This window comes from Thermacetogenium phaeum DSM 12270, from assembly GCF_000305935.1.
Taxonomy (GTDB): Bacteria; Bacillota; DSM-12270; order Thermacetogeniales; family Thermacetogeniaceae; genus Thermacetogenium; species Thermacetogenium phaeum.
In genome coordinates this window covers 848811-872871 of record NC_018870.1, presented here as the reverse complement: position 1 = coordinate 872871, position 24061 = coordinate 848811, and the positions used below count along the sequence as shown (strand labels likewise).

Annotated in this window: 20 protein-coding genes, 1 pseudogene and 1 riboswitch; all 21 genes and pseudogenes read right to left on the bottom strand. The window is 57.5% G+C overall.

The genetic code is table 11. From position 1 onward, the window contains the following. Positions 1–83: 83 nt before the first annotated feature. Positions 84–1391, bottom strand: a pseudogene (gene purB, locus TPH_RS04230) (adenylosuccinate lyase); the annotation flags it as partial. Next, complete coding sequence (gene purE, locus TPH_RS04225; protein ID WP_015049953.1) at positions 1391–1885, bottom strand: 5-(carboxyamino)imidazole ribonucleotide mutase; 495 nt, start codon at positions 1883–1885, stop codon at positions 1391–1393. The pseudogene purB and the gene purE, both read right to left, overlap by 1 nt. Before the next feature lie 149 nt (positions 1886–2034). After that, on the bottom strand, positions 2035–3570 hold the full coding sequence (gene guaA / locus TPH_RS04220) for a glutamine-hydrolyzing GMP synthase (protein WP_037999482.1): 1536 nt from the start codon (positions 3568–3570) through the stop codon (positions 2035–2037). A gap of 5 nt (positions 3571–3575) precedes the next feature. Beyond that, entirely contained in the window at positions 3576–4139 is a 564-nt protein-coding gene (gene hpt, locus TPH_RS04215) for a hypoxanthine phosphoribosyltransferase (protein ID WP_015049951.1), read from the bottom strand. A 189-nt stretch (positions 4140–4328) separates the two neighbouring features. Further along, positions 4329–5597 (bottom strand): adenosylhomocysteinase, encoded by a 1269-nt coding sequence (locus TPH_RS04210; protein ID WP_015049950.1) that lies wholly within the window; start codon positions 5595–5597, stop codon positions 4329–4331. 310 nt (positions 5598–5907) lie between these two features. Then, positions 5908–6588 (bottom strand): LolA-like protein, encoded by a 681-nt coding sequence (locus tag TPH_RS04205; protein WP_015049949.1) that lies wholly within the window; start codon positions 6586–6588, stop codon positions 5908–5910. A 543-nt stretch (positions 6589–7131) separates the two neighbouring features. Further along, entirely contained in the window at positions 7132–8739 is a 1608-nt protein-coding gene (gene groL, locus TPH_RS04200; protein ID WP_015049948.1) for a chaperonin GroEL, read from the bottom strand. Between the two features lie 695 nt (positions 8740–9434). After that, the gene (locus tag TPH_RS04195) at positions 9435–9932 is read right to left on the bottom strand and encodes a MogA/MoaB family molybdenum cofactor biosynthesis protein (protein WP_015049947.1); all 498 of its coding nucleotides are present in this window, start codon (positions 9930–9932) and stop codon (positions 9435–9437) included. A 108-nt stretch (positions 9933–10040) separates the two neighbouring features. Then, positions 10041–10478: an MOSC domain-containing protein gene (locus TPH_RS04190; protein WP_015049946.1), complete on the bottom strand. Its 438-nt coding sequence runs from the start codon at positions 10476–10478 to the stop codon at positions 10041–10043. Continuing rightward, on the bottom strand, positions 10463–10963 hold the full coding sequence (gene moaC / locus TPH_RS04185) for a cyclic pyranopterin monophosphate synthase MoaC (RefSeq protein WP_015049945.1): 501 nt from the start codon (positions 10961–10963) through the stop codon (positions 10463–10465). Before moaC ends, TPH_RS04190 begins: the two co-directional genes overlap by 16 nt. Before the next feature lie 3 nt (positions 10964–10966). After that, the gene (moaA, locus tag TPH_RS04180) at positions 10967–11953 is read right to left on the bottom strand and encodes a GTP 3',8-cyclase MoaA (RefSeq protein WP_015049944.1); all 987 of its coding nucleotides are present in this window, start codon (positions 11951–11953) and stop codon (positions 10967–10969) included. Positions 11954–11977: 24 nt separating this feature from the next. Further along, positions 11978–13918 carry a molybdopterin biosynthesis protein gene (locus TPH_RS04175; RefSeq protein ID WP_236608821.1) on the bottom strand — a complete coding sequence of 647 codons (1941 nt, stop codon included), beginning with the start codon at positions 13916–13918 and terminating at the stop codon, positions 11978–11980. Positions 13919–13930: 12 nt separating this feature from the next. Next, positions 13931–15187, bottom strand: a complete 1257-nt coding sequence (locus TPH_RS04170; RefSeq protein ID WP_015049942.1) for a molybdopterin molybdotransferase MoeA — start codon at positions 15185–15187, stop codon at positions 13931–13933. A gap of 13 nt (positions 15188–15200) precedes the next feature. After that, positions 15201–15395 carry a hypothetical protein gene (locus TPH_RS04165; protein ID WP_015049941.1) on the bottom strand — a complete coding sequence of 65 codons (195 nt, stop codon included), beginning with the start codon at positions 15393–15395 and terminating at the stop codon, positions 15201–15203. Between the two features lie 140 nt (positions 15396–15535). Next, positions 15536–15674, bottom strand: a riboswitch (molybdenum cofactor riboswitch). Between the two features lie 61 nt (positions 15675–15735). Beyond that, positions 15736–16569: an ATP-dependent sacrificial sulfur transferase LarE gene (gene larE / locus TPH_RS04160; RefSeq protein WP_049886074.1), complete on the bottom strand. Its 834-nt coding sequence runs from the start codon at positions 16567–16569 to the stop codon at positions 15736–15738. A 135-nt stretch (positions 16570–16704) separates the two neighbouring features. After that, positions 16705–18465 (bottom strand): formate--tetrahydrofolate ligase, encoded by a 1761-nt coding sequence (locus TPH_RS04155; protein ID WP_015049939.1) that lies wholly within the window; start codon positions 18463–18465, stop codon positions 16705–16707. A 435-nt stretch (positions 18466–18900) separates the two neighbouring features. Beyond that, positions 18901–20049 carry an iron-containing alcohol dehydrogenase gene (locus tag TPH_RS04150; RefSeq protein ID WP_015049938.1) on the bottom strand — a complete coding sequence of 383 codons (1149 nt, stop codon included), beginning with the start codon at positions 20047–20049 and terminating at the stop codon, positions 18901–18903. A 521-nt stretch (positions 20050–20570) separates the two neighbouring features. Beyond that, entirely contained in the window at positions 20571–21332 is a 762-nt protein-coding gene (locus TPH_RS04145) for a 2Fe-2S iron-sulfur cluster-binding protein (protein ID WP_015049937.1), read from the bottom strand. Continuing rightward, positions 21329–23242, bottom strand: a complete 1914-nt coding sequence (locus tag TPH_RS04140; protein WP_148275840.1) for an NADH-quinone oxidoreductase subunit NuoF — start codon at positions 23240–23242, stop codon at positions 21329–21331. Before TPH_RS04140 ends, TPH_RS04145 begins: the two co-directional genes overlap by 4 nt. Further along, complete coding sequence (nuoE, locus tag TPH_RS04135) at positions 23218–23685, bottom strand: NADH-quinone oxidoreductase subunit NuoE (protein WP_037999485.1); 468 nt, start codon at positions 23683–23685, stop codon at positions 23218–23220. Before nuoE ends, TPH_RS04140 begins: the two co-directional genes overlap by 25 nt. A 75-nt stretch (positions 23686–23760) precedes the next feature. Further along, positions 23761–24042, bottom strand: a complete 282-nt coding sequence (locus TPH_RS04130; RefSeq protein WP_236608847.1) for a MoaD family protein — start codon at positions 24040–24042, stop codon at positions 23761–23763. Positions 24043–24061 lie beyond the last annotated feature (19 nt).

Below are 24061 nucleotides of genomic sequence, written 5' to 3'. Positions count from 1 at the left end.
ACGTGTCTTCCGGGGGGGTCCTCCCGGAGTTTCTCCTCCCATTCCGAAAGAGGAGGCGCACCGAGCCCGGTGCGCCAGAAGATGTAGGGAACGCGGCGCAGGTAGTAGCCGCTATCCAGAAGGGCATCGATTTCCCCGCCGGAGAGGTATTTCCCGATCTCCGGGTCGGCTTTAACGAGTTGGGCAAAATCCCCCTGCGGCCAGGCGCGCATCGCCTGCCGCTGCACCAGGGCATAGGCCTCCTCCCGGCGCAGCCCCTTCTCTACCAGGGCGAGCAAGAGGCGCTGGCTGAAGATCAGGCCGCGGGTTCTGTCCAGATTCTGCCGCATATGTTCGGGGTAGATCAACAGCTGCTTCACGACTTCGGTGAACCGGACCAGCATATAGTGAAGGAGGGTGGTGCTGTCCGGGATGATAATCCGCTCCACTGAGGAATTGGAGATGTCCCGTTCATGCCAGAGGGCGGTGTTCTCCATAGCGGCCAGGGCGTTCCCCCTGAGAACACGGGAAAGCCCCGTAATGCGCTCGCAGGTGATGGGGTTACGCTTGTGCGGCATGGCCGAAGAACCCTTCTGCCCGGCGGCAAACCCCTCCTCCAGTTCCAGGACCTCGGTCCGCTGCAGGTGCCTGATCTCCGTGGCGAACTTCTCCAGGGAGCAGGCGGTAATGGCCAGGGCGCTCAGGTATTCGGCATGGCGGTCCCGCTGCAGAACCTGGGTGGAGATCTGCGCCGGATACAGCCCCAGCTTGCGGCAGACATACTGCTCGACCCGCGGGTCGATATGGGCGTAGGTTCCCACTGCTCCGGCCAGGCGGCCCACATTGATCACCCGGCGCGCCTTCTCCAGGCGCTCGCGGTCCCGGGCGAGCTCCGCATACCAGAGGGCGAACTTCATCCCCAGGGTGATCGGCTCGGCATGAACACCGTGCGTCCTCCCGATCATAGGGGTGTCCCGGTACTCCCTCGCCTTCTCGGCCAGCACCTCCCGCAGCCCGTCGAGGGCCGCCAGGATCAGGTCCATGGCTTCCCGCATCAACAGGGAGAGCGCCGTGTCCACCACATCGTAAGAGGTGAGGCCCATGTGCAGGTACTTCCCGGCGTCCCCCACCGACTCGGCAACACAGCTGACAAAGGCGATCACATCATGTCTGACGACCGCCTCGATCTCGGCGATGCGCCGGAGATCAAAAGACGCCCTTTCCTTGATCTCCCTGAGGGCCTGCTCCGGGATCCGCCCCAGAGCGGCCCAGGCCTCGCAGGCCAGGATCTCCACCTCCAGCCACTTCCGGTAGCGGTTCTCCGGCGACCAGTGCGCTTTCATCTCCGGCAAGGTGTATCTCTCCAGCAAAGCTTCTGCCTCCTTCTGACCTCTTTTGGAAACAATTCTCACTACATCCGCTCTTTCAACTTCTCCGCTTTCCTGGCGACCGACTCCACAAGCCCTTCCTTGTAGGTACGGAACCTTTCCCGCAGAAGGGGCTCCCCCAGCCCCAAAATCTGTACGGCCAGGAGGGCGGCGTTGCGCGCCCCGTTGATGGCGACGGCGGCCACCGGAACCCCCGGCGGCATCTGAACGATGGAGTAGAGGGCATCCACCCCATTTAAGGCCCCCCCCTGGAGGGGAACCCCGATCACCGGCAGGCAGGTGTACGCCGCCAGAACTCCGGGCAGGTGGGCGGCCATCCCGGCACCGGCGATGAGCAGTTTAAGACCGCGCTCTTCGGCGGTACGGGCGTATTCGGCTGCCAGGTCCGGACTGCGGTGGGCAGAGGCAATGGTCATCTCGTAAGGAACCCCGAAATCATCCAAAATCCGCGCCGCCTCTTCCATCACCGGCAGGTCGGAATCACTCCCCAGAACTATTCCTACAAGCGGTTTTTCCATCAATAATCACCCAACCTGAAATATAAAATGTCGCTGCTAAAGCTCTTGAAAAACCACAGCTCTGGAAAAACATGCTCCCTCCCTTTACCTTTACAGCCGTTCCCGACCGGTCGAACCCGTGGAGAATGTCTGGCGGCCATGGTGCCGTGTTATTCCCACTCGATAGTCCCCGGAGGCTTGGATGTGATATCATAGAGCACCCTGTTGATCCCCGGAACCTCCCCGACGATGCGGCCGGCGATCCGCTCCAGGAGATCGTGCGGCAGGCGCGCCCAATCGGCAGTCATGGCATCCTCGCTGGTCACCGCCCGGATCACGACAGGATGGGCATACGTCCGCTCGTCCCCCATCACTCCGACGCTTCTGACCGGAAGCAGGACGGCAAAGCACTGCCAGATCTCCCGCTCGAGCCCGGCACGGCGGATCTCCGTGCGCAGGATATAGTCCGCCTCCCTGACCATCGCCAGCTTCTCCGGGGTCACCTCACCCAGCACCCTTACCGCCAAACCCGGTCCGGGGAAGGGCTGGCGCCAGATGATCTCTTCCGGCAGGCCGAGTTCCAGCCCCACCCGGCGCACCTCATCCTTAAAAAGCCAGCGCAGCGGCTCCAAAAGGCGCAGCTTGAGGTCCTCGGGCAGCCCCCCTACATTGTGGTGGCTCTTGATCACGGCAGCGGTGGGAGTTCCCGATTCGATGACATCGGGGTAGAGGGTTCCCTGCAGGAGAAAATCCAGCTCGCCGAGGCGGGACGCCTCTTCCTCGAAGACCCTGATGAACTCATGCCCGATTATTTTCCGCTTCTCTTCAGGATCGGTGACACCGGAGAGCTTGGCCAGGAAGCGCTCCCCGGCCTCGACGGTAATCAGCTTAACCCCCAACCGCTCCCGCATCGTCCACTCAACCTCTTCCCGCTCCCCCTTCCGGAGCAGGCCGTGATCAACGAAGATGCAGGTCAACCTCTCCCCGATTGCTCGGTGGACGAGCGTTGCCGCTACGGTGGAGTCCACCCCACCGCTCAAAGCCCCGACAACCCTGCCGTTCCCGACGATCTTCCTGATCTCTTCGATCTGCCCGGCGATAAAGGATGCCGGCGTCCAATCCCCCTTGCAGCTGCAGATGTCATAGAGAAAGTTTCGCAAGATATCCTTCCCGAAGGGGGTGTGCTGCACCTCGGGATGAAACTGCACCCCGAACAGGCGGCGCTGTTCATCGAACATGGCCGCCACCGGTGTTCCCTCGGATGTTGCGGCGACCGTAAAACCCGGAGGAGGGGCCTCTACCAGGTCACCATGGCTCATCCAGACGGGCATCTCTCGCGGGAGCCCCTTGAAGATGGCCTCCTGTCTCCGGACGGTAACCTGCACACGGCCGTACTCCCGCCTTTCCCCCCTGCGGACGCTTCCTTTGAGGAGAAAGGCCATCAGCTGCATACCGTAGCAGATGCCCAGCACCGGAACCCCTCCCCTCAGGAGCCTGGGATCGCATTGCGGGGCCTTCTCGGAATAGACACTCGCCGGCCCACCCGAAAGCACCAGCCCCCGCGGCCGTTTTGCCCGGAGCTCCTCCCACGCCGCCGTATAGGGCACAATTTCGCAGTAAACCCCGGCCTCCCGGATCCGCCGGGCAATAAGCTGGGTATACTGCCCTCCGAAATCTACAACCAAAATCAGATCCCGCTCACTCATGCACTTCACCTCGGCTGCTCTCCTCCTGCAAAGGGAGGGCATCCTTCCTGCTCCTGGCGAATCACGCACACCATCGGCAGATTGCGGTAGCGCTGGCCGCAGTCAAGACCGTAGCCCACAACGAAATAGTCCGGTATTGTAAAACCGGCGTAATCGGGGTTAAAATCCACACGGCGCCGGCTAGGCTTGTCCAGCAGGGTGCATACCTTCAGGCTTGCCGGATGCCGCGCCTTTAAGTTTTCGTACAGATACTTCAGGGTTAAACCGGTATCGATGATGTCCTCCACCAGCAGGACGTGGCGGCCGGCAATGCTCTCATCAAGATCCTTCAGGATGCGGACGACTCCAGAACTCTGGGTGTCATCCCCGTAGCTGGAAACGGCGACGAAATCGATGACCACCGGCATCGTCAACCGGCGCACCAAATCGGCCAAAAAGACGAAGGCACCCCGCAGGATGCCCACCACCAGGAGTTCCTCACCGTTATAATCCCGGTTAATCCGCTCAGCCAGTTCCGCCACCCCGGACCGCAACTGTTCCTCCGTTATCAAAACCTCTAGCTTCTCCAATAATGTTCCCCACCTGTCCCTTGCATTCAGTTCGCTTTATTACAAAAAGAAAAACCCAGGGCAAAGCAGCCTGAAAAGCCTGCCCTGTTGCTTGCCTTTACACAAAAACCGCTCTTTCGTACTCTTAAAGACCCGGTACGAGAAAAAATTCCTAACTATTATACCACGATCGATGAGCATCTTGCTACATCAGGTGCCGGCCTGCCAGGAGGCCAGATATTCCTTCTGCTCAGCGGTCAGTTCTTCGATTTCGATACCATAGGCCGCCAGCTTCAGGCGCGCCACCCTTTCATCGATCTCCCGGGGCACCCTGTAAACGCCGGGGGAGAGTTTGCCCTGCTGCGTTATCAGCCAGGCGGCGGAAAGAGCCTGGTTGGCAAAGCTCATGTCCATCACTTCCACGGGATGCCCCTCACCACAGGCCAGATTGACAAGTCTCCCCTCCGCCAGCAAATAGACGCGGCGCCCGTCCTGCATGGTAAACTCCTCCACGTCTTTCTTGACCAGGCGCCGCGAACGAGCCTGCTCCTCCAGCGCCGGGATATCGATCTCCACATTAAAGTGCCCGGCGTTGGAGAGAATCACCCCATCCTTGAGATAGGGGATATGCTCCCTCCCCACCGCATGAACATCTCCGGTGGCGGTGACGATGAAGTCGGCCTTCCCGGCCGCCTCCTTCATATTGGTGACCTCATGCCCATCCATCACTGCCTCCAGAGCCTTAAAGGGGTCCACCTCCACAACGATCACCCGTGCCCCGAGGCCGCGCGCCCTGGCGGCGATGCCCCTGCCGCACCAGCCGTAACCCACCACCACAAACACGGAACCGGCGATCAGGTAGTTGGTCGCCCGCAGGATGCCGTCAAGGGAGGACTGTCCCGTCCCGTACCTGTTGTCGAACAAGTGCTTCGTCATGGCGTCGTTGACCGCCACCACAGGGTAATACAGGGCACCGTCTCTGGCCATGGAGCGCAGCCTGACCACACCTGTGGTGGTTTCTTCACTGCCGCCGATGACCCGGCGCGCCTGTTCCGGCCGCTCACGGTGCAGGGTCGTCACCAGATCGGCACCATCGTCGATGGTGAGATCCGGCCCGGTATCCAAGGTGGCGTTGATCTGGTGATAATAGGTCTCGTGATCAACCCCTCGCCGGGCAAAGGTGGGGATCCCGTACACCACATTGAGTGCCGCGGCAATATCATCCTGGGTACTGAGCGGGTTGGAGGCGCAGAGCACCACCTCCGCTCCCCCGGCCTTAAGCACCCTGGCGAGATTCGCCGTTTTGGCAGAGATGTGCAGGCAGGCGGCGATTTTGACACCGCTCAAAGGTTGAGTTCTCTCCCACTCATCCCTTACCTGCTGCAGCACCGGCATCTTCCGCCAGGCCCATTCGATCCGCTCCGCCCCGTTCCTTCCCATGTCCTCATCCGTCAACCTCAAATACGAGCATTCTCCCATCTTCTACAAACACACTCCTTCGACTCTATGATCCCACGCCTGCACTCTTCCCGCGGGAGTGGAGGCTCCCCTTTCGGTGCCGAAACAAAGCCGGGGGCGAGAAATGCCGGCTTTTGGAAGCCACCCCCACAACAGAGCACGGATAATCTCCCCTGCCGGCAACGGAGGGCGTTGACTCAACCAAAGAAAAAGCTTTTCCAGATTTATACTCACTTTCGCCTACGAGTATAGAGAATGAAAGCCGGAATGTCAATAAAAAAACCCCTCTGGCGGAGGACAAACATTTGTTCTTTGTTCAGCGACGCCTCCTTTAGACCGGTGGCTCAATCTTTACTTTCTCATTGAAATCCCGGAATTCCACGACCATAGTGAGTCTGGTATCCCTGCTGTTCTTGCTGCGCGCCTTCGCCTCCGCTTTCAACAGCACATGGCTACTCCGGTCGATCCAGAAGCGGTAAGTGAAATCCTCCCACCATAACTCCAGGTACTTGCTTTCCACCTCCGGTTTGAGCTCCAGCACCCAGCACCTGCGTCCGCGCACCTTATCCTTGCCTGCGAGAGTGGGAACCGCCCCGCCCTTAAATTGAAAACTGCTTAAAGGATCGATCTCGGACATGTACAGCTGCTGCTGGGAGAGGTCAATGCCGTCGATCACCGTCCACTTACCTGTAACCGGGTCCCGGGTATAGCTCCTGTTCCCGATCTGGTAGATCTCCACCGGTGTCCCCAGGGTTTTTCCCCGGAAATGGTAACACCCAGGGGCTCTCTCACCGTCCACCTGAACCCAGTTTCTCTTCTTCCCTCCCAGGTCCAGTTCCGCCACCATCCGGTAGCGGTAGCTTTTGGCCTGTTGCGCTCTCCGCAGAGTTTCTTCAAGCAAGGGACCGGGTTCCACCTTAAAAAAGCCCTGATAAAACCAAATAAATCCCCCGATCAGAAAGAGGAGACCGGCAGCGAGACTGGCCCACCACCCCAACTTTCTTTTCTGCACGCTCAAAACCACCCCGGTCAAACTGTATTTACAACCATTCTATGCGGAAGGAATTTTTTTTATGTTAAATTAAAAGCCCGTCCTCTTGCAGACGGGCCTTCTGGACCTGGGAACTTCTTATACCTGCCCTGAAAATACATCAAGTTCACCCGCCGGTCTACCGCTCGACTCCCGATTCCAGGCCGGACAGGACAACGGCTCGCTTCGGAACAGCTCTGGGATGCTGCGTAACAAGTTGCGAACTGCTTCTGTCAAACGCAGCGTTTGGCCTCGCTGCAAATCCATTCCATCGCAGCTCAAGGGGTGTCTGTACTCGCATCCCGACCTGTCATCCTCGCTTCGCCTGTCCTGTTACCCGGCCTTCCATAGGTCGCTCGCCGGTAGACCCGGCGGGTATTTTCATACTCTGTTGGTGCCGCAGGAGCGCGGCGTGAGGGTCTGCCCTGAAAATACGCTTCAGTTTATCCTTGCGCTTGCTCCCGGATCTTAAGGATAAACCCCTTTTTCGTTCATCTGTTGGTGCCGCGCTGGCTGCATGGTGGTCTACACGGCGGGTGCGTTCGGTTTCTTCTCCTCATCTTCCTCCTTCTTATCGGCGATGAGGCATTCTGTCGTAAGCAACATCCCGGCAATGCTGGCAGCGTTCTGAAGGGCGGTACGGGTCACCTTGACCGGGTCGACAATCCCGGCGGCAAAAAGGTCTTCATACTTCTCCGTCAGGGCATTGAACCCTACGTTCCCCTCTAACTTCTTGACCTTCTCCACGACCACCGACCCTTCGAAGCCGGCATTAGCAGCAATCTGCCTCAGAGGCTCCTCCAGCGCCCTCTTCACAATATTGACGCCGGTCGCTTCATCCCCCTCTGCAGCAAGCTTTTCCAGAGCGGGAAGCGCCCGTAGCAAAGCAACCCCACCGCCGGGGATAATTCCCTCCTCAACTGCCGCCCTCGTTGCCGCAAGGGCATCTTCAATGCGGGACTTCTTCTCGCGCAGCTCAACTTCCGTGGCTGCTCCCACTTTGATTACGGCAACGCCGCCCGCCAGCTTGGCCATTCGCTCCTGCAGCTTCTCCCGGTCGTACTCGGAGGTGGCCACTTCGAACTGGTTTTTAATCTGGATGATGCGCTTTTCGATCTCCTCGGTAGCGCCCTTGCCTTCAACAATGGTGGTCTCCTCCTTGCCGACAACCGCCCGGCCGGCTCTTCCGAGCATATCCAGGGTAACGTTCTCCAGCTTTATCCCCTTCTCCTCGGAGATCACCGTGCCCCCTGTGAGAATGGCGATATCCTCCATCATCGCCTTCCTTCTATCTCCGTATCCGGGAGCCTTTACTGCGGCGCAGGGCAGGGTGCCGCGCAGCTTATTGACCACCAGGGTTGCCAGAGCCTCTCCTTCGATATCCTCGGCGATAAGGAGCAGAGGCTTTCCGGTGTTCGCCACCTTCTCCAGCACCGGAACGATCTCCGCAACCGCCGAGACCTTTTTATCCACGATCATAATGTAAGGCTCTTCAAGGCTGGCCACCATCTTTTCGGAATCGGTCACCATGTAGGGAGAGATGTAGCCTCGATCGAACTGCATCCCTTCGACGACTTCCAGTGTCGTGCCGAAGGTTTTGGACTCTTCTACGGTGATCACACCGTCGTTGCCGACCTTCTCCATGGCATCGGCGACCCACTTCCCGATCTCAGGATCACCGGCGGAAATCGCCGCCACCTGGGCAATAGAGTCCTTGCTTTCCACCTTTTGTCCCATCTTCTTTATTTCCTCAACCACAGCCGCCGTTGCCTTCTCCATTCCCCTTCTCAACAGCATAGGGTTGGCTCCTGCGGCCACATTTTTCAGCCCTTCTTTTATCACAACCTGCGCCAGGAGGGTGGCCGTCGTGGTGCCGTCGCCGGCAACATCATTGGTCTTAGTAGCCACCTCCTTGACCAGCTGAGCACCCATGTTCTCCCAGGGATCTTCCAGATCGATCTCCTTGGCAATAGTCACCCCGTCATTGGTGATCTGCGGCGGGCCGAACTGTTTTTGCAGCACGACGTTCCGGCCCTTGGGGCCCAACGTTACCTTAACGGTGTCGGCAAGAATGTTGACGCCTCTCTCCAGAGCCAGGCGTGCCTCTTGACTGAAATTGAGTTCTTTAGGCATTTCGCTACCTCCCCAAGATTATTAATCAACAACAGCGAGTCCATCGCTCCTTAACGACAGGGAACACCCCTGCCGTCCACGCTCCCGGTTCCGGCCAACGGCAGAGAGTTTCCCCCTACCCGTGTCCGAAATAAACGCTTATTCCTTAGAGCATTTCCCCGCACAGCTCAGGTTGTCGGGAATCGGCGTAGTGAATTAATAGCCGCAATCGCCTTTACCAAAGAGGAGCTGTAGGGACTGTTGCCGGACAGTTGCGCTTTGCCGGCATTTCCAATGAATATTATGCCCCGGTTTTATTAGCACTCCCCGTCATTGAGTGCCAGGAATCTAACAATAATAATAATACATTGTCGCAGAATTCTCAACAATTTCCCTCCAAAAGGTTCTAAAAATACTGCCGTTCCCATTTGCTACTGATGAATGGACGACGAGCAGGTAGGAGAAGCCGGTCTCCGGTAAGGATTAAGAGGACCCAGCCGTTCGGTCTATTGGTAGATATTTCTTAAAAATTCTTTGAATAATAAAGAGCTTTCCGGGAAAGATATTAACAGATCCACAGCAGTCGCTGGCTTTCTTCAGGTTTGCCAAAGGCATTCCCTGCGGAACCTGAAGGAACTTCACAACAGGTTGGTTCTGATTCTGCCCTGCGGTTCACCGGCAGGATTTAACCAGCCTCTGTGGGCGGCTGCTGTGATTTATTTGTTCTCCGGCCGGGCGCACTCCCCGCCCCTCCCCTGGAGAATTTCAACGGCGTGGGGGATCGCCGGAAGCACTACCTCCAGATTCTCCCTAACAGCCTGGGGGCTTCCCGGCAGATTGACGATCAGAGTGCGGCCGCGGCTTCCGGCGACTGCCCGGGATAGCATGGCATGAGGAGTCTTGTCCAGTCCCTTTAGGCGCATTGCTTCGGGGATGCCGGGTATCTGGCGTTCAATAACTTCCAGGGTTGCTTCGGGCGTCACATCCCGTGGGGAAAGACCTGTCCCTCCTGTAGTTAAAACCAGGTCCAGCCCCCTCGCATCTGCATACTCAAGGAGCTTTTTCTTGAGCAACTCTTTTTCATCGGGAACCACGTCGTAGGCAACCACTTCCCCGCCTATTTGAGAAACCATCTCTTTGATGACTTCTGCGCTGCGGTCTTCCCGCTCTCCCCGTGCCCCCTTGTCGCTGGCCGTGAGTACGGCAACCTTCATAAGTAAGCCAACTCCTTTGCTTATTGCACCAGAATTGAACAAGCGCCGCAAACAAATCAGTACTTTCTTCCGCTGTTGAAGATACCGCCGCTGTCGCCTTCCGGATTGTCAGTCGGCGACGACCTCAATTTCGTCTCCGACCTCTACCGGACCGCCTTTAAGAACACGGATGAAGATCCCTTTGCGGGGCATGACGCAGTCACCCGCCTGGTAGTAGATGGCGCATCTGCTGTGGCACTTTTTCCCGATCTGGGTCACTTCGCCCAGCGCTTCTCTTCCGATCCGCAGTTTGGTGCTCACCGGAAGGGAAACCAGATCGATACCTTCCGTCGTCAGGTTCTCCGCAAAATCACCAGGCCCGACATCCAGACCCTTTTCCTGCATCCTCCTGATGCTCTCTATCGCCAAAAGGCTCACCTGGCGGGGCCACTCCCCGGCATGGGCATCACCCTCCAGCCCGTGGTTGACAATGAGCATCCCCCTACCGATGTTTCTCTTGCGCTCTCCTGTCTTCTCACTGGTACAAACCGCTATGATTTTCCCCATACGGCTTCCCCTTCCCGATAAAATCTACCGCTTTTCCCCCCGGTTTTTTCCACCAGGCGGATCTCCCCCAGCACCATCCCGCGGTCGATCGCCTTACACATATCGTAGATGGTCAGGGCAGCCACGCTGACAGCGGTCAGGGCTTCCATCTCCACACCGGTCTTCCCCACGCAGCGGACCCTCGCTTCGATCTCCACTGCGCTGCGCTGCTCGTCGAAGCGGAAATCCAGATCTACCCCGGTGATCAGCAGGGGATGGCACATGGGGATAAGATCAGGGGTTCTTTTGGCACCCATGACTCCGGCCACCTGAGCCACGGCCAGAACATCACCCTTTTTAATTCCGCCGCTTCTGATGAGGCGGAGGGTTTCCGGAGCCATGAAAACAGTTCCCCGTGCCCGGGCCTCCCTTACAGTGCTTTCCTTCTCACCAACATCGACCATCCGGGCACGGCCGCTGGCGTCAAAATGAGTGAAATCTTCCACCGTCTATCCTCCAATCTGGCACATTCCTCGCCCCGAACCCGAAGAAGATGCATCCATTGCTGCATGGCAACTTGCGGGTTTAAGAGCCAGGGCCTGATAAAACAAAGCCTTAAGTTCTTCATCCCCGGCGCCGGACCTGATGGCACTGCGGATATCCACCTCGTGCTGGTCATGAAGACAGGGGCGAATTTTTCCATCTGCGGTAAGGCGCAGACGGTTGCAACTGGCGCAGAAGTGACCGCTCATGGCATGGATGAAGCCGATGGTCCCCTTGGCCCCGGGCAGAGCATAGTATTTGGCAGGCCCACCCCCCTGGAGATCTGCCACAGGACGGAGCTCACCCAGTTCCTGCTCGATCGCGCTTTGAACCTCCCCGCAGGGAACGAAGGAGCCTCCGGCCAGCTTCCAGCTTGTGCCTACCGGCATCAGTTCGATAAAGCGCACGTGAAGGGGATATTCAAGGGTCAGGCGGGCAAAATCCACCCATTCCCCGCCGTTATAATCACGCAGGGCAACGGTATTGATCTTGACGGGTTGAAACCCCAATTTCAAGGCCTCGACAATGCCATCCCAAACCTGTCGAAAGTCTCCCCCCCTGGTGATGCGCCGGAACTTATCCGGATTCAGGGTATCCAGGCTGACGTTGACCCTTTTAACACCGGTATCCAGCAGCTGCCGGCCAAGACGGGCCAGCAAAGTGCCGTTGGTGGTCACCGCCAGATCCTCCACTCCCGGGAGCAGTGCCAGTGATCTGATCAGGCTGATAACCCCCTTTCTCAGCAGGGGCTCACCTCCGGTCAACCGAAACCTGGTGATCCCTAACTGCAGGGCAACCTGAGCAACCCTCAAAATCTCCTCCAAGCGCAGGATTTCCTCCCGCGGCTTAGCGGTCACCCCTTCCGGAGGCATACAGTAAAGGCAGCGCAGATTGCAGCGGTCGGTAACAGAAACCCTTAGATAGTTGATCCTGCGCCCGAAACGGTCCTCCATCTATCTCCCCTCCTCGAATCAGCCCTACTCTGTTTCCCCCACTATTTTTCCGCAGTCCCTGAAGTCATACCCCCGCATTCTCTCTGCCAGCCGGCGAAAATCCGGGTCCTTCAAGAGGTCCAGCACCAGGGTGACCTCCTTCTCCTCCCAGAGATCCGCCGGGATACAGAGGTCGTAGCGTTCCTCTCCCACGGGGATAAAATCCAGGTTGAGGGCGCTTGCCGCCGCCTGGATGCCGAGCCCGGCATCGGCGCTCCCCGAAGCCACGGCGACGGCCACCGCCATATGAGTGTACTCCTCCCGCCCGTACCCCTCAATCTCCAGAGGGGAGATGCCCTCCTGGCGCAGTAGATAGTCCAACAAAAGGCGCGTCCCCGAGCCCCGCTGCCTGTTGATGAATTTCAGGCCGGGCCGGGTTAGATCCGCCAGTTTGGTGATTCCATGGGGATTGCCCCGCTGCACCAGGATCCCCTGAATGCGGTAGGAGAGATTAACCAGATACGCCTTCTTCCCACCTAAAATCCGCCGTACATAGGGTGTGTTGTATTCCCCCGTTGACTCATCCAGGAGGTGAATCCCTGCCATGTGGGCCTCACCCCGCCCCACGGCAGTCAGCCCTCCCATGCTCCCCACATGGGAGGAGATCAACCGGAACCCCGGGTGTTTCTCCTGCATCAGGTTCGCCATAATATCCAGCACCATGTCGTGGCTCCCCACAACAACAGTTGTACGGGGAATTCCTTCCGGGCGCAAGATCCGCACCTCAACCTCCGCCCCTGCCGGGTACCCTTCGGAGAGCCGGGGGACCCTTAAAATGCCGTCGGCCTGCACCAGCGAGGTGACCGCTCCCGCCCCGCGGGGGAGAGGCTGAACCAGCAGCCTGTCCCTCACCTTTCCCAGCCGCACCCTGATGAACTCCTCGGCCCCCAGGGGGGAAACTATCTTCCTGCTGACGACGGCCTTCCTGTACTGTTCGGGCGGAAGGGGAAGCCCGTGTTTCCGGTAAACAACGGGGCGCGCAAACAGCTCAAAGGCTAAAGCCGCGGAGACCGGATAACCGGGCACACCGATAACCGGTTTTCCCCTGATCACCCCAAGGCTCACCGGCTTACCCGGCCTGATGGCCACCCCGTGCACAAAAACCTCACCCAGTTCCCGGAAGAGAGGCACCGTATAATCCTCCCTTCCGTGCGAGGACCCGGCGATCACCGCCAGAAGATCCGCCCGATCTAAATATTCCAGAATTCTCTGTTTCAACAGCTCATAATCGTCAACGGTAACTGGAGCAATAACGGGCTCCCCGCCCCATTCCTCCACAAGACCGCCGAGGACACGGCTGTTAGACTCAATGACGTCCCCCGGTTTCAAAGGGGTGCCCGGCGGCACGATCTCCGTTCCCGTAGGGAGCAGGGCGACCCGAACTTTGGGAAAAACGACGACTTCGGTGACCCCAGCTGTGAGCAGCCCCCCGATATCATAAGGGGTTATCCTCTGGTGGGCAGGCAGCACCATCTCCGTTTCGATGAAGTCTTCCCCAACCACCCGCACATGCTGCCAGGGGACAGCCGGAGCGATAATCTCCACCGTATCTTCCTCCGGAAAGTGGAGGTCCTCAATCATGATTACGGCATTAAAACCCTGAGGAAGGGGATCCCCTGTATCGACGACAACCGCCTCTGATCCCAGGCGCAAGCGTAACGGTGTGGTTTCTGAAGCGCCGAATGTAGCAGCCGCCTGAACGGCGACCCCGTCCATGGCTGCGGCGTGGTAGTGGGGTGAGGACACGGCGGCAAAAACAGGCCGCGCCGTTACCCTCCCCCGTGCCCTGTTGACCGGAATCCTCTCTGGTTCTCCCGGCTGCAATGCCCCTCTTTGCTCAAGAGCTTCCAGATACCTCCGGAGCGCCTCCTCGAGGGGGATGTTCTCTAAATAAGGCTGCCCGACACGAGCCAAAAACTCCACCACCTTCGAATCTCTTTAAAGCACATAATCCGTTCCGAACAAATACACATCCACTTCCGCCTCCTGGGCCAGCCCCTCACTCTCGAGGGGAATACGGACAATCCCGTCCGCTTCCACCATCGGCGTCAGGAGACCTGATTTGCCCAGTATGGGATCCGCCCAGATCCTGCCCTGGTCCCGGCGCAACTTTACCCGGAAGTATTCCTCCCGTCCCGGAGCCGATCCCAGGCTGCGCGCCAGCACTGCTTTAACAGGTGATGCTCCCTCAGAGAGGCTGTGATAGCCCCCGAATTTCAAGAGGGGGGACACCAGCAGATCAAAGGAGATCAAAGCGGCGGCCGGGTGCCCCGGCAAACCGAAGACGGGCTTACCGTCTACTACACCTCCGAGGGTGGGCTTCCCCGGCCGCACCGCCAGGCCATGAAAAATCAGCCCCGGCTCCCCAAGGGCAGCAATGCACCCAGCCGTGTGATCCCTCGTTCCTACCGAACTACCACCCGAGATGACCACCAGATCCGTCTCCCGGCAGGCCTCTCGCAGCCTGTTCTCCAGCAATCCGGTATCATCGCGGACCACTCCGTAGAGCACCGGAGCGCCCCCCAGTGCCCGCACCATGCTGTAAAGGGTGTAGGAATTGATATCACGGACCTCTCCCGGGCGCGGCTTCTCCTCCGGTGGTACCAGCTCATCACCGGTAGAGATGATTCCCACCCTCAAAGGTGCAAAAACATCCAACTCTACCTCACCGATAGAGGCAAGGTATCCGATATCCTGGGGGCGCAGCAAATGGTTGCCGGGGAAAACCTCCTCTCCGGCCTTGATGTCCTCATCGGGACGCAGGATATTCTCCCCGGGCCCCACAGGCCTGAGCACCTCGATGCATCCCTCCCCTGCCTCTTCCGTGTATTCAACCATTACCGCGGCATCGGCACCAGGAGGGAGCATGGCGCCGGTGGCAACCCGCATCGCTTCACCGGGGGCGATCACTCGCTCCGGAGCAACCCCTGGACGCACCTCCCCGGTAACGGTGAAGAACGCCGGCAGACCCTCACTCGCCCCAAAGGTATCCTCCGCCCTGACGGCATAGCCGTCCACGGTTGAGCGCATAAAGCCCGGCACATCCTCCCGCGCCACGACGGGGTGGGCAAGGCGCATCCCCAGGCAGTCCAGGAGAGATTTTCTCGTAATCCGGCGAAGGTCCGCCGGTAGGCAGGAAGCCATTTTTTCTCTTGCCTCTTGAACGGTCAGGACATTGAAAAGCTCTTCTCCCATTGAAAACCCCTTCTCAGAAACACCCCAGAGCGCAGTTCTTGATCTTGATCTTCAATCTGTTACAGGCATCCCCGATAACCCTGGGTTCTACGCCGAGGGAGGCCGCCAGTTCCCGGGCAGCCGGGCAAGTTATCCTTCCCTCAGGAGCGGCTTTCAACAAAGCCTCTCTAATTCTGGGCTCGACTCCGTTTGCCTCTCCACTCTGCATCTTTTTCCTCCCCTTCTTCTCGTGTGATCATATAAACTGCCCGAAACGATTAACTTCAGCTCGGGATCGCTTTTCCCGTTTTTGCTCCACAATCTGCTTCAACAGATGAAAAAGAGCGCCAACCCGGTTCGGCTGCGCTCTGCCTATGCTCAGCAACTCCTTTCCAAGGTTGGGAGGCAACCGGGTTTCCCCGTTACCCTATGGCCACTACAACAGCCTGCGTTTAGCTTCCATAGCCATCACGGCCTTAGGAAGGCTAAATCGGAGCCTGCTTTTTTTACCTACTTTAACTCAATTATATTATAAAATTTGCTTTTTGTCGTTTTATTAGAGAAAAAATTCATAAAACCTCATTCAGGCTTCCCCTCCGGTAGCCCATGAGATCAAGAGACACATAACGAAAGCCCAGAGCCTTCAAGTGATCCGCGATCTTCCTGCGGTGCTCCAGAACCGCCGGGAAATGATCGAGAGAAGTCTCAATTCGCCCCACCCCCTGGTGCCAGCGAACCCTCACCGGGCTGCAGCCCAGGGATGACAGATACGCCTCCGCCTCCTCGATCATTCTCACTTTATCCTCCGTAATCTCTTCACCGTAAGGGATACGGCTTGCCAGACAGGCCGCTGCCGGCCGGTCCCAGTTGGGAAGGCCTGCTTTACGAGAGTACTGCCGGATTTCCGCCTTCGTTATCCCCGCCTCCAGGAGAGGGCTCTGAATTCCCAGTTCCAGTGCAGCCCTTCTCCCGGGCCTGTAATCAATTTCATCATCCTTATTGGAACCATCGAGGACCGCGAGATACCCCTCCTTCCGGGCGAAATCGCAGAGCACCCCAAAAAGGTAGCGCTTGCAGTAATAGCAGCGCTCCGGCGAATTCTCCCTCACCTCCCGGAGTTTCAGCGGCTCGGCCGGGAGAATCACGTGACTGCATCCTAAAAGGGATGCCAGTTCCTCTGCCTCCGCCACCTCCCGCCGGGGCATCAGAACGCTGTCAACGGTTGCCGCCACAACCTTCCCCCCCAATTCCCGCATTGCCAGCAGGAGGAGAAAGGTGCTGTCCACACCGCCGGAAAAAGCCACGACAACACTCTGATAGCTTTTTATCTTGTCGCTCAGAGCCTTGATTTTTTCGTCTCGGAAATCGCTCAACCCTACTCCCGCCCGTCTTCTGCGCTCCATATTTCAGAAGCATTCTTAAAGAAGTATTCTTCAATGCTGCCCCGAACCCTTCAACAAAGACCTGAAGAAAAAAAGCCCGGCACCTAATTCATTTGCAAAAAAGGTGCCGGGTAGGAAAAGCCCCTTTTATCTAATTTAAAAGAGGCCCATTACCTTACCTGTCTTCACATCGACATCAACTCTCCTGAAAGCAGGGTCGGAACTTGTTCCGGGCATCAGGCTGATAGAGCCTGCCATCGGGCAGAGGAACCTGGCGCCGCCATAAACCAGGATGTCCCGGATGGGAAGCCTCCAGCCCTTAGGCACACCCTTCCAAGTAGGCTCGTGGCTCAAACTCAGGTGCGTCTTCACCATCATGGTTGCAAAATCCTTGTAGCGGGGATCGGATTCGAACCTTTTAGCCTTTTCCTCGGCCAGGGGATACCAGTCAACGCCATCAGCACCGTAGACCTCTTTAGCAATCGTTTCCACCCGCTGCCGCAGCGGCATCTCCAGCGGATAGAGGAATTTGAAGTCGACTTCCTCCTTGCAGGCATCCATCACGGCATCCGCCAGCTCCAAAGCTCCCTCTCCGCCCTTGAGCCAGTGCTCGGAAACGGCGCAGCGCGCTCCTGCCTGCTCCGCCATTCTCTTTACCAGCTTTATTTCGGCGTCGGTATCGGTGTAGAAACTGTTGATGCAGACCACCGGCTTGATTCCCGACTTCCTGATGACATTGATCAGGTGCAGCAGGTTCTCGCATCCCTTTTCCACTAAGGAAAGATTTTCTTTGGTGTATTCTTCGGGGATCGGGCGGCCGGGAACAACGGTCGGCCCTCCTCCGTGCATCTTCAGGGCCCGGATTGTGGCCACCAGCACAGATACGTTGGGCTTAAGACCGCTCAGACGGCACTTCACATTCCAGAACTTCTCAAATCCGATATCCGCCGCAAATCCGCTCTCCGTCACGTGATAGTCGAACATCTTTAAGCCGAGGCGGTCGGCAATGATCGATGACTGACCAACGGCAATGTTGGCGAAGGGCCCTGCGTGAACCATGCAAGGCTGGTACTCCACAGTGCAGGCCAGGGTGGGATTGATGGTATTGCGCATCCAGGCACACATGGCTCCGTCGACTTCCAGGTCGGCCGTGGTGATCGGCTTGCCGCTCTTGTCATAGGCGACAACAATCTCCCCTAACCGCTTTCTGAGGTCTTCCAGGTCGTTGGCTATGGAGAGGATGGCCATCAGTTCGGAACTCACCGCAATCCCGAACTTGGATGCCATCATAAAACCGTCCTTCTTGCCCCCGATGCCGATGATGATATTGCGCAGCGCCTGTGCACAAAAATCGATGACCCACCCCATCTCTACGTTTTTCGGGTCGATATCAAGCCGCTTCAGGTTCCGTTTTGCCAGCTCCTCATCGGAATAGTTGGCCTCATGCTGCATCCTGGCAGTCAGGGCAACCATCGCCAGGTTGTGGGCATTCATAATATCATTGATATCTCCGGTAAGCCCCAGAGAAAACTCCGTCATGGGAATGAGCAGCGCATTGCCACCACCGGCAGCGGTTCCCTTGATATTCATGGTAGGACCGCCGGACGGCTGGCGGATGGCGCCACCCACATTCTGCCCTCTTTTACCGAGCCCCTCGAGAAGCCCCATGGTGGTGGTTGTTTTTCCCTCCCCCAGGGGTGTCGGGGTAATGGCGGTTACTTCAATGTACTTGCCGTCCGGCCGATTCTCCAATCTCTTCATCATCTTGATAAAATCGAGCTTTGGAGTCCTTCCGTAGGGGATGAGCTCGTCCTTTTCCAGCCCCAACCTGTCAATCCACTCTTCCGGAGTTGGCATGTTTTTTTCCGCCTCTTCGGCGATCTGCCAGTCCTTTAAACGAGTTGGATCCCAAGCCATGTCGTTACCTCCCGTTTAATTTAGAATTTTTTAACTAAGAGAGTTGAAGATATCTTCTTGAAGCACCCCCTTCTTTTGTGCAATATTTCACATAATGAGCCATTCAAACCTCCGGGAAATAGAACCGTCAGGCCCCAATCGTGAAATAAATCACATGCAATTCCCATGCCCGGTCAGGAACTAAACCCCTTGTTTTAGAAGAATCGGGGAAAAAATAAATCCCCGTCATCCGCAAAAACTTGAGGATAACAGGGATAGGGAGACTCTTGCCACGCCGGCCCCTCCCGCCGGTTTTCAATAACAGTGCAGGAGCACGGCCACGATCATTGGCAACACCTTAGAAGAATCTCCACAATTTCGGAAGGCATTGCCAAAATATCGTCAATCGGTGCCGGTTTCTCGGAAAATCCGGGGAAAATATTTTTCACACCCCGGTTACAGCGCAGCCCGATAAATCTCTGCAATTTCCTCTACAGAGGCATCGCGAGGATTGGTAATCAGACAAACGTCCTCTGCCGCCGCCCTGCTCAGCTCCATTATGTGTTCTTCCTGTAATCCGATTTCGGAAAGCCTCCTCTTGGCCCCGATGTCCCGGCAGAGGCGCTCCACCGCCTCAATCGCTTTTTCGGCCGCATCCCTCGTGCTGAGATGATCCACCTTCTCCCCCATCGCTCTGGCAATATCCACGTAGCGATCCATACAGGCGATCATGTTGAAGCGCATGACATGGGGCAGAAGTATGGAGTTGACCTCACCGTGGGGGAGATTGAGCAGCCCTCCCAGCGGGTGCGCCATAGCATGAACCGCCCCCATGATGGCATTGGACATGGCCATTCCGGCCAGCAGGCTGGCCATCGCCATTTTGGTCTTGGCCTCCAGATTGGTGCGGGAGGCCACAGAGGCCCGCAGAGAGGTATTGATCATCTCGATCGCCTTCAGTGCAGCGATATCCGTAATGGGCGTCGCCGCCACCGAAACGTACGCTTCGATGGCATGGGTCAGGGCGTCAATGCCGGTATTGGCGGTAAGCCTGGCGCCTATAGTGCTCAACAAAAGGGGATCGATGATCGCTATATCCGGCACCAGCGACTTCGACCCAATGGTCATTTTGACCCTTCTGTGGCTATCCACAATGATGGCGAATTGGGTCACTTCAGCAGCTGCCCCTGCCGTCGTCGCCACACAGATGAGTGGAGGCATGGGCTTTCTGATCTTATCAACACCCTCATAATCCTGGATCTTACCTCCGTTGGAGGCCAGGATGGCGACAGCCTTCGCAGCGTCTATTGCGCTCCCCCCGCCGAGACCGACAACCGCGTCACACCCTGCATCCAGGTAGATCTCCTTACCCTGGTCGATTTCATAGTCCTTGGGATTTTCACTTGGTCCCGTCCAGACCTGGTACTCCAGTTCGACTTCCTTCAGATGCTTTACCGCCTGGTCCACCCAGCCCGCCTGGGCCACCCCTTTATCGCTTACCACAAGCACCTTGGTGGCTCCCAGGCGGCGAGCGCTATCACCGACCAGGCTTAGGGTATCTTTACCGAAGATTATTTCAGGAACCATAAACTTAAAGATTTCCACCGGCCTCCCCCCCTGTTAAATAATAATCTGACATAATACTTTTTTCTTCGCGAAAAGCTATTTACCTTTTTTAAGAGCTTAATCAATATCAACCGGTTAAAAGAATGACAGCAACACCCGGCGGACCCTCACGCCACCTCCGGCGGCACCAACAGAGTATTAAAATACCCGACGGTTCTGCCGGCGAGCGACCTATGGAAGACCGGGTAACAGGACAGGCGAAGGGAGGATGACAGGTCGGGATGCGAGTACAGACACCTTAAGAGTTTCGATGGAATGGATTTGCAGCAAGGCCAAACGCTGCGATTGGCAGTAGCAGTTTGCAACTTGTTACGCAGCATCCCAGAGCTGTCCCGAAGCGACCCGTCGTCCTGTCCGGCCTGGAATCGGGAGTCGAGCGGCAGACCGGCGGGTGAACTTGATGTAATTTATGACAGGCGTGCTCAAAAAAACGCCTCCGGCATTTTTGGCCGCAGCCGCGCGGCCGCCAGAGGCACTTTACCCTTTTATCAGATGATGCCTCACTTGGGCTGTACACAGACTGCCGCCATCTCCCCGGCAAGTTTTTTCCGCCTGCAGATTGGACAGAGGTTCTCGACTGCGATACCAGTGTTGTCCAGTTGTTCCCGGACATGGCCGAACAGGGGCTGCGCGCCAACAGGAGCCCCGCACTCCGGACATCTGACTACCTGTAACTCCGCCTGCCAGGTATCCCCGAAGAGCCGATCCCCACTTTCTGTAAACTTAACCGTCCCGGTCGGGCAGACCTGTTCACAGGCCCGGCAGCCCATGCAGGCGGCAGCCTGTTTACCGAAGGGCGGGGTGACTCTCCGGCGGACACCCCGAAAGGCAAAACCGATGGCATAGGCGCCAACCTGCTCACAGGCCCGGACGCAGAGCCCGCAGAGGATACAGCCGTCCTTATCCGCTCCCAGGCGCTTAAAGGGGGTATCGGTAACCCCCAGTTTCTCCGCTAGCTCCCGCACCACCGGAGCGTTCGGGGCCATTGCCAGGAGCAGCCGGACCAATACCTGGCGACACCGGCGGACGCGTTCCGAGTCCGTCTCCACTACCAGGCCATCGCTTACCGGTAGGGTGCAGGATGCGGTAAGCCCCGGCCTGCCACCCGCTGTTACCTCCACCACACAGATCCTGCAGGAGCCGTAGGGGTTGAGACCCTCGTGATGGCAAAGTGTGGGGATCCAGATCCCTTCCCTCCTGGCAACCTCCAGGACCGTTTCCCCATCCCGCGCCGGGAACTCTCTGCCGTTAATAGTGATCATCTTGGTTGATACCTCCTCCTGGGGACCACTCTAATCGCTTTGTGTCGGCAGGTATTCAGGCACGCCCGGCACCTGATGCACTTGTCCTGATCCAGCCGATACGGCTTATCCTTTTCACCGACAATTGCACCCTGCGGGCAGACCTCGGAGCACCGGCCGCAGCTTTTACATTTCTCCTCATCGACGGTCAGTTCAAACAGTTCCCGGCAAACACCAGCCGGACAGAACCTCTCGCGAATATGAGCCTCGTACTCATCCCGGAAATACTTCAGTGTGCTTAAAACGGGGTTCGGAGCCGTTTGCCCGAGGCCGCAGAGAGCAGTATCTTTAACGGCATAGGCGAGCTCTTCCAGGAGCTCCAGGTCGGACATTTCCGCCTCTCCCTTACAGATCTTGTCAAGCAGCTCCAGCATCTGCCTGGTCCCTTCACGGCAGGGCAGGCACTTCCCGCAAGATTCGTCCTGGGTGAAGGCGATAAAAAAGCGGGCCACATCCACCATACAGGAGCGTTCATTCATGACGACCATACCGCCGGAGCCCATAATCGCCCCCGCCCTGGTGAGGGCATCGTAATCAACGGGAAGGTCGATTAAAGAAGCGGGTATGCAGCCACCAGAGGGGCCACCGGTCTGTACCGCTTTGAGGTCGAACACTCCGGTCCCCCCGCCGATATCGTAGACGATCTGCCGCAGTGTGGTGCCCATGGGAACCTCTACCAGACCGTTGTTCTTGATATCCCCCACAAGGGCAAATACCTTCGTGCCGCTACTGGTTGCCGTTCCCACCCCGGCGAACCAGTCTCCCCCCCTCATAATGATCGGGGGAATATTCGCCCAGGTCTCGACGTTGTTGATGTTGGTGGGTTTTCCCCAGAGCCCCTTCTGCGCCGGGAAAGGAGGACGCGGCCTAGGCTCACCCATTCTCCCCTCGATAGAGGCTATCAATGCGGTTTCTTCACCGCAGACAAAGGCACCCCGCCCTTCCACAACCCGGATTCGAAAAGAGAAACCCGAACCGAAGATATTATCGCCTAAGAACCCCTGTTTCTCCGCCTGGCGAATGGCTTCCTTGAGCGTGGCTACTGCCAGGGGATACTCCGCCCGGCAGTAAATGATGCCGGTTTGGGCGCCAATGGCATATCCCCCGATGGCCATCCCCTCCAGGACGGTATGGGGATCCCCTTCCAAGATGCTGCGGTCCATGTAGGCCCCCGGATCACCCTCATCGGCGTTGCAGATCACGTACTTGACATCTCCGGAAGCCGCCCGGGCGAAGCCCCACTTCTTTCCAGTGAGGAAGCCCGCCCCACCGCGCCCACGCAAACCGGATTTGACCACCTCCTCGATGATCTCCTCGGGCTGCATCTGCACGGCCTTTTTAAGGGCCAGGTAACCGCCCCGGGCCACATACTCGGCGATACTCTCCGGGTTGATATACCCGCAGTTCCTGGTGGCAATTCTGACCTGGGGGCCGTAAAAAGGGTTCTTTTCCAGCGGATGATCCCCTTCGGGAGCCAGATCCACCTTCTCCCCCGTCAAGAGCAGATCATCTGAGTATATTTTCCCGAGAAGCCTCCTTTTGGGGAGCTTACCGGCAGCAACCCCCTCAACGATCTGTTCGGCCAGCCGGCGGTCTACCCGGGAATAAACATAGCGAGGCCAGCCGGGCTGCTGCACAGTCACCAGCGGCTCTCCCTGGCAGAAACCCAGGCAACCGACAGTAGATACATCCCACTCCAAGCCACGCCGGGCCACCACATCCTGCAAGAATGTGTAAACATCCTCCGCACCTGCAGCTCGACCGCAGGTAGCCCTTCCGACAGAAATCTTCACCCGCTCCGGGTAGAGTGTAGAAAGGCCTTCCTTTTTCAGAATCTCCAGTTCTTTCACTTCTCCTCTTCCTCCTGCCATTCTGCCAACGTGCCGGGGACATCTTCCGGTCTCATACGACCGTAAGTTTTACCATCGATACTCACCACAGGCGCCAAGCTGCAGCAGCCCAGGCACCTCACGCCCTCCAGCGTAAACCTTCCGTCTTTTGTGGTCTGACCTTCCTTGATCTGCAACTCCTTTTCCAGCCGCTCGCTCAGCTGAGCCGCTCCCTTAACATGACATGCCGTACCATGGCAGACCGCAATCAGATGCTCCCCTTTTGGTTCCAGACTGTAGGCAGCATAAAAGGTAGCCACACCATAAACCTGGGTAAGAGGAATCTTGAGCTCCCTGGCCACCAGTTTCATGGCCTCTTCTGGAACATAGCGGTACTTCTGCTGAATGTCCCCCAGGATACCGGAAACTCTGCCGTTAGCATCCTGATATCTGGAAATGATATCGAGAACCTCCAACTCCTTCATAATCTCCTCTCCCTTTCCTTGAAAGCTCCAAAAGGTCAAATGGGGGCGAACTCCAGGTCCACCCCCATCCACCTTTCAGCCCCCTGCCAGCCTGGGGAAAATCGCCACCTCATCCTCTTCCTTTAAAGGTGTTGCCAGACCTGCCAGATGTTCTATTGCCCTCCCGTTGACCAGAATGATCACGTCAGAACTGAGCTGTTTCTCCTGAACGGAATCTGTGGGAGCAAAGAGCCACCGGGTCAGCTCCTTTCCGTAATGCTCGGATAGTTTTTCCAGCAGTTCTACCAATACAGTCGCCGTAAAATCCGCGGTTTCTTTTACACCTGTAATGTCCCGGAGGAGAGCAAAGAACTTCACTTTCAAAGGGGATCACCCC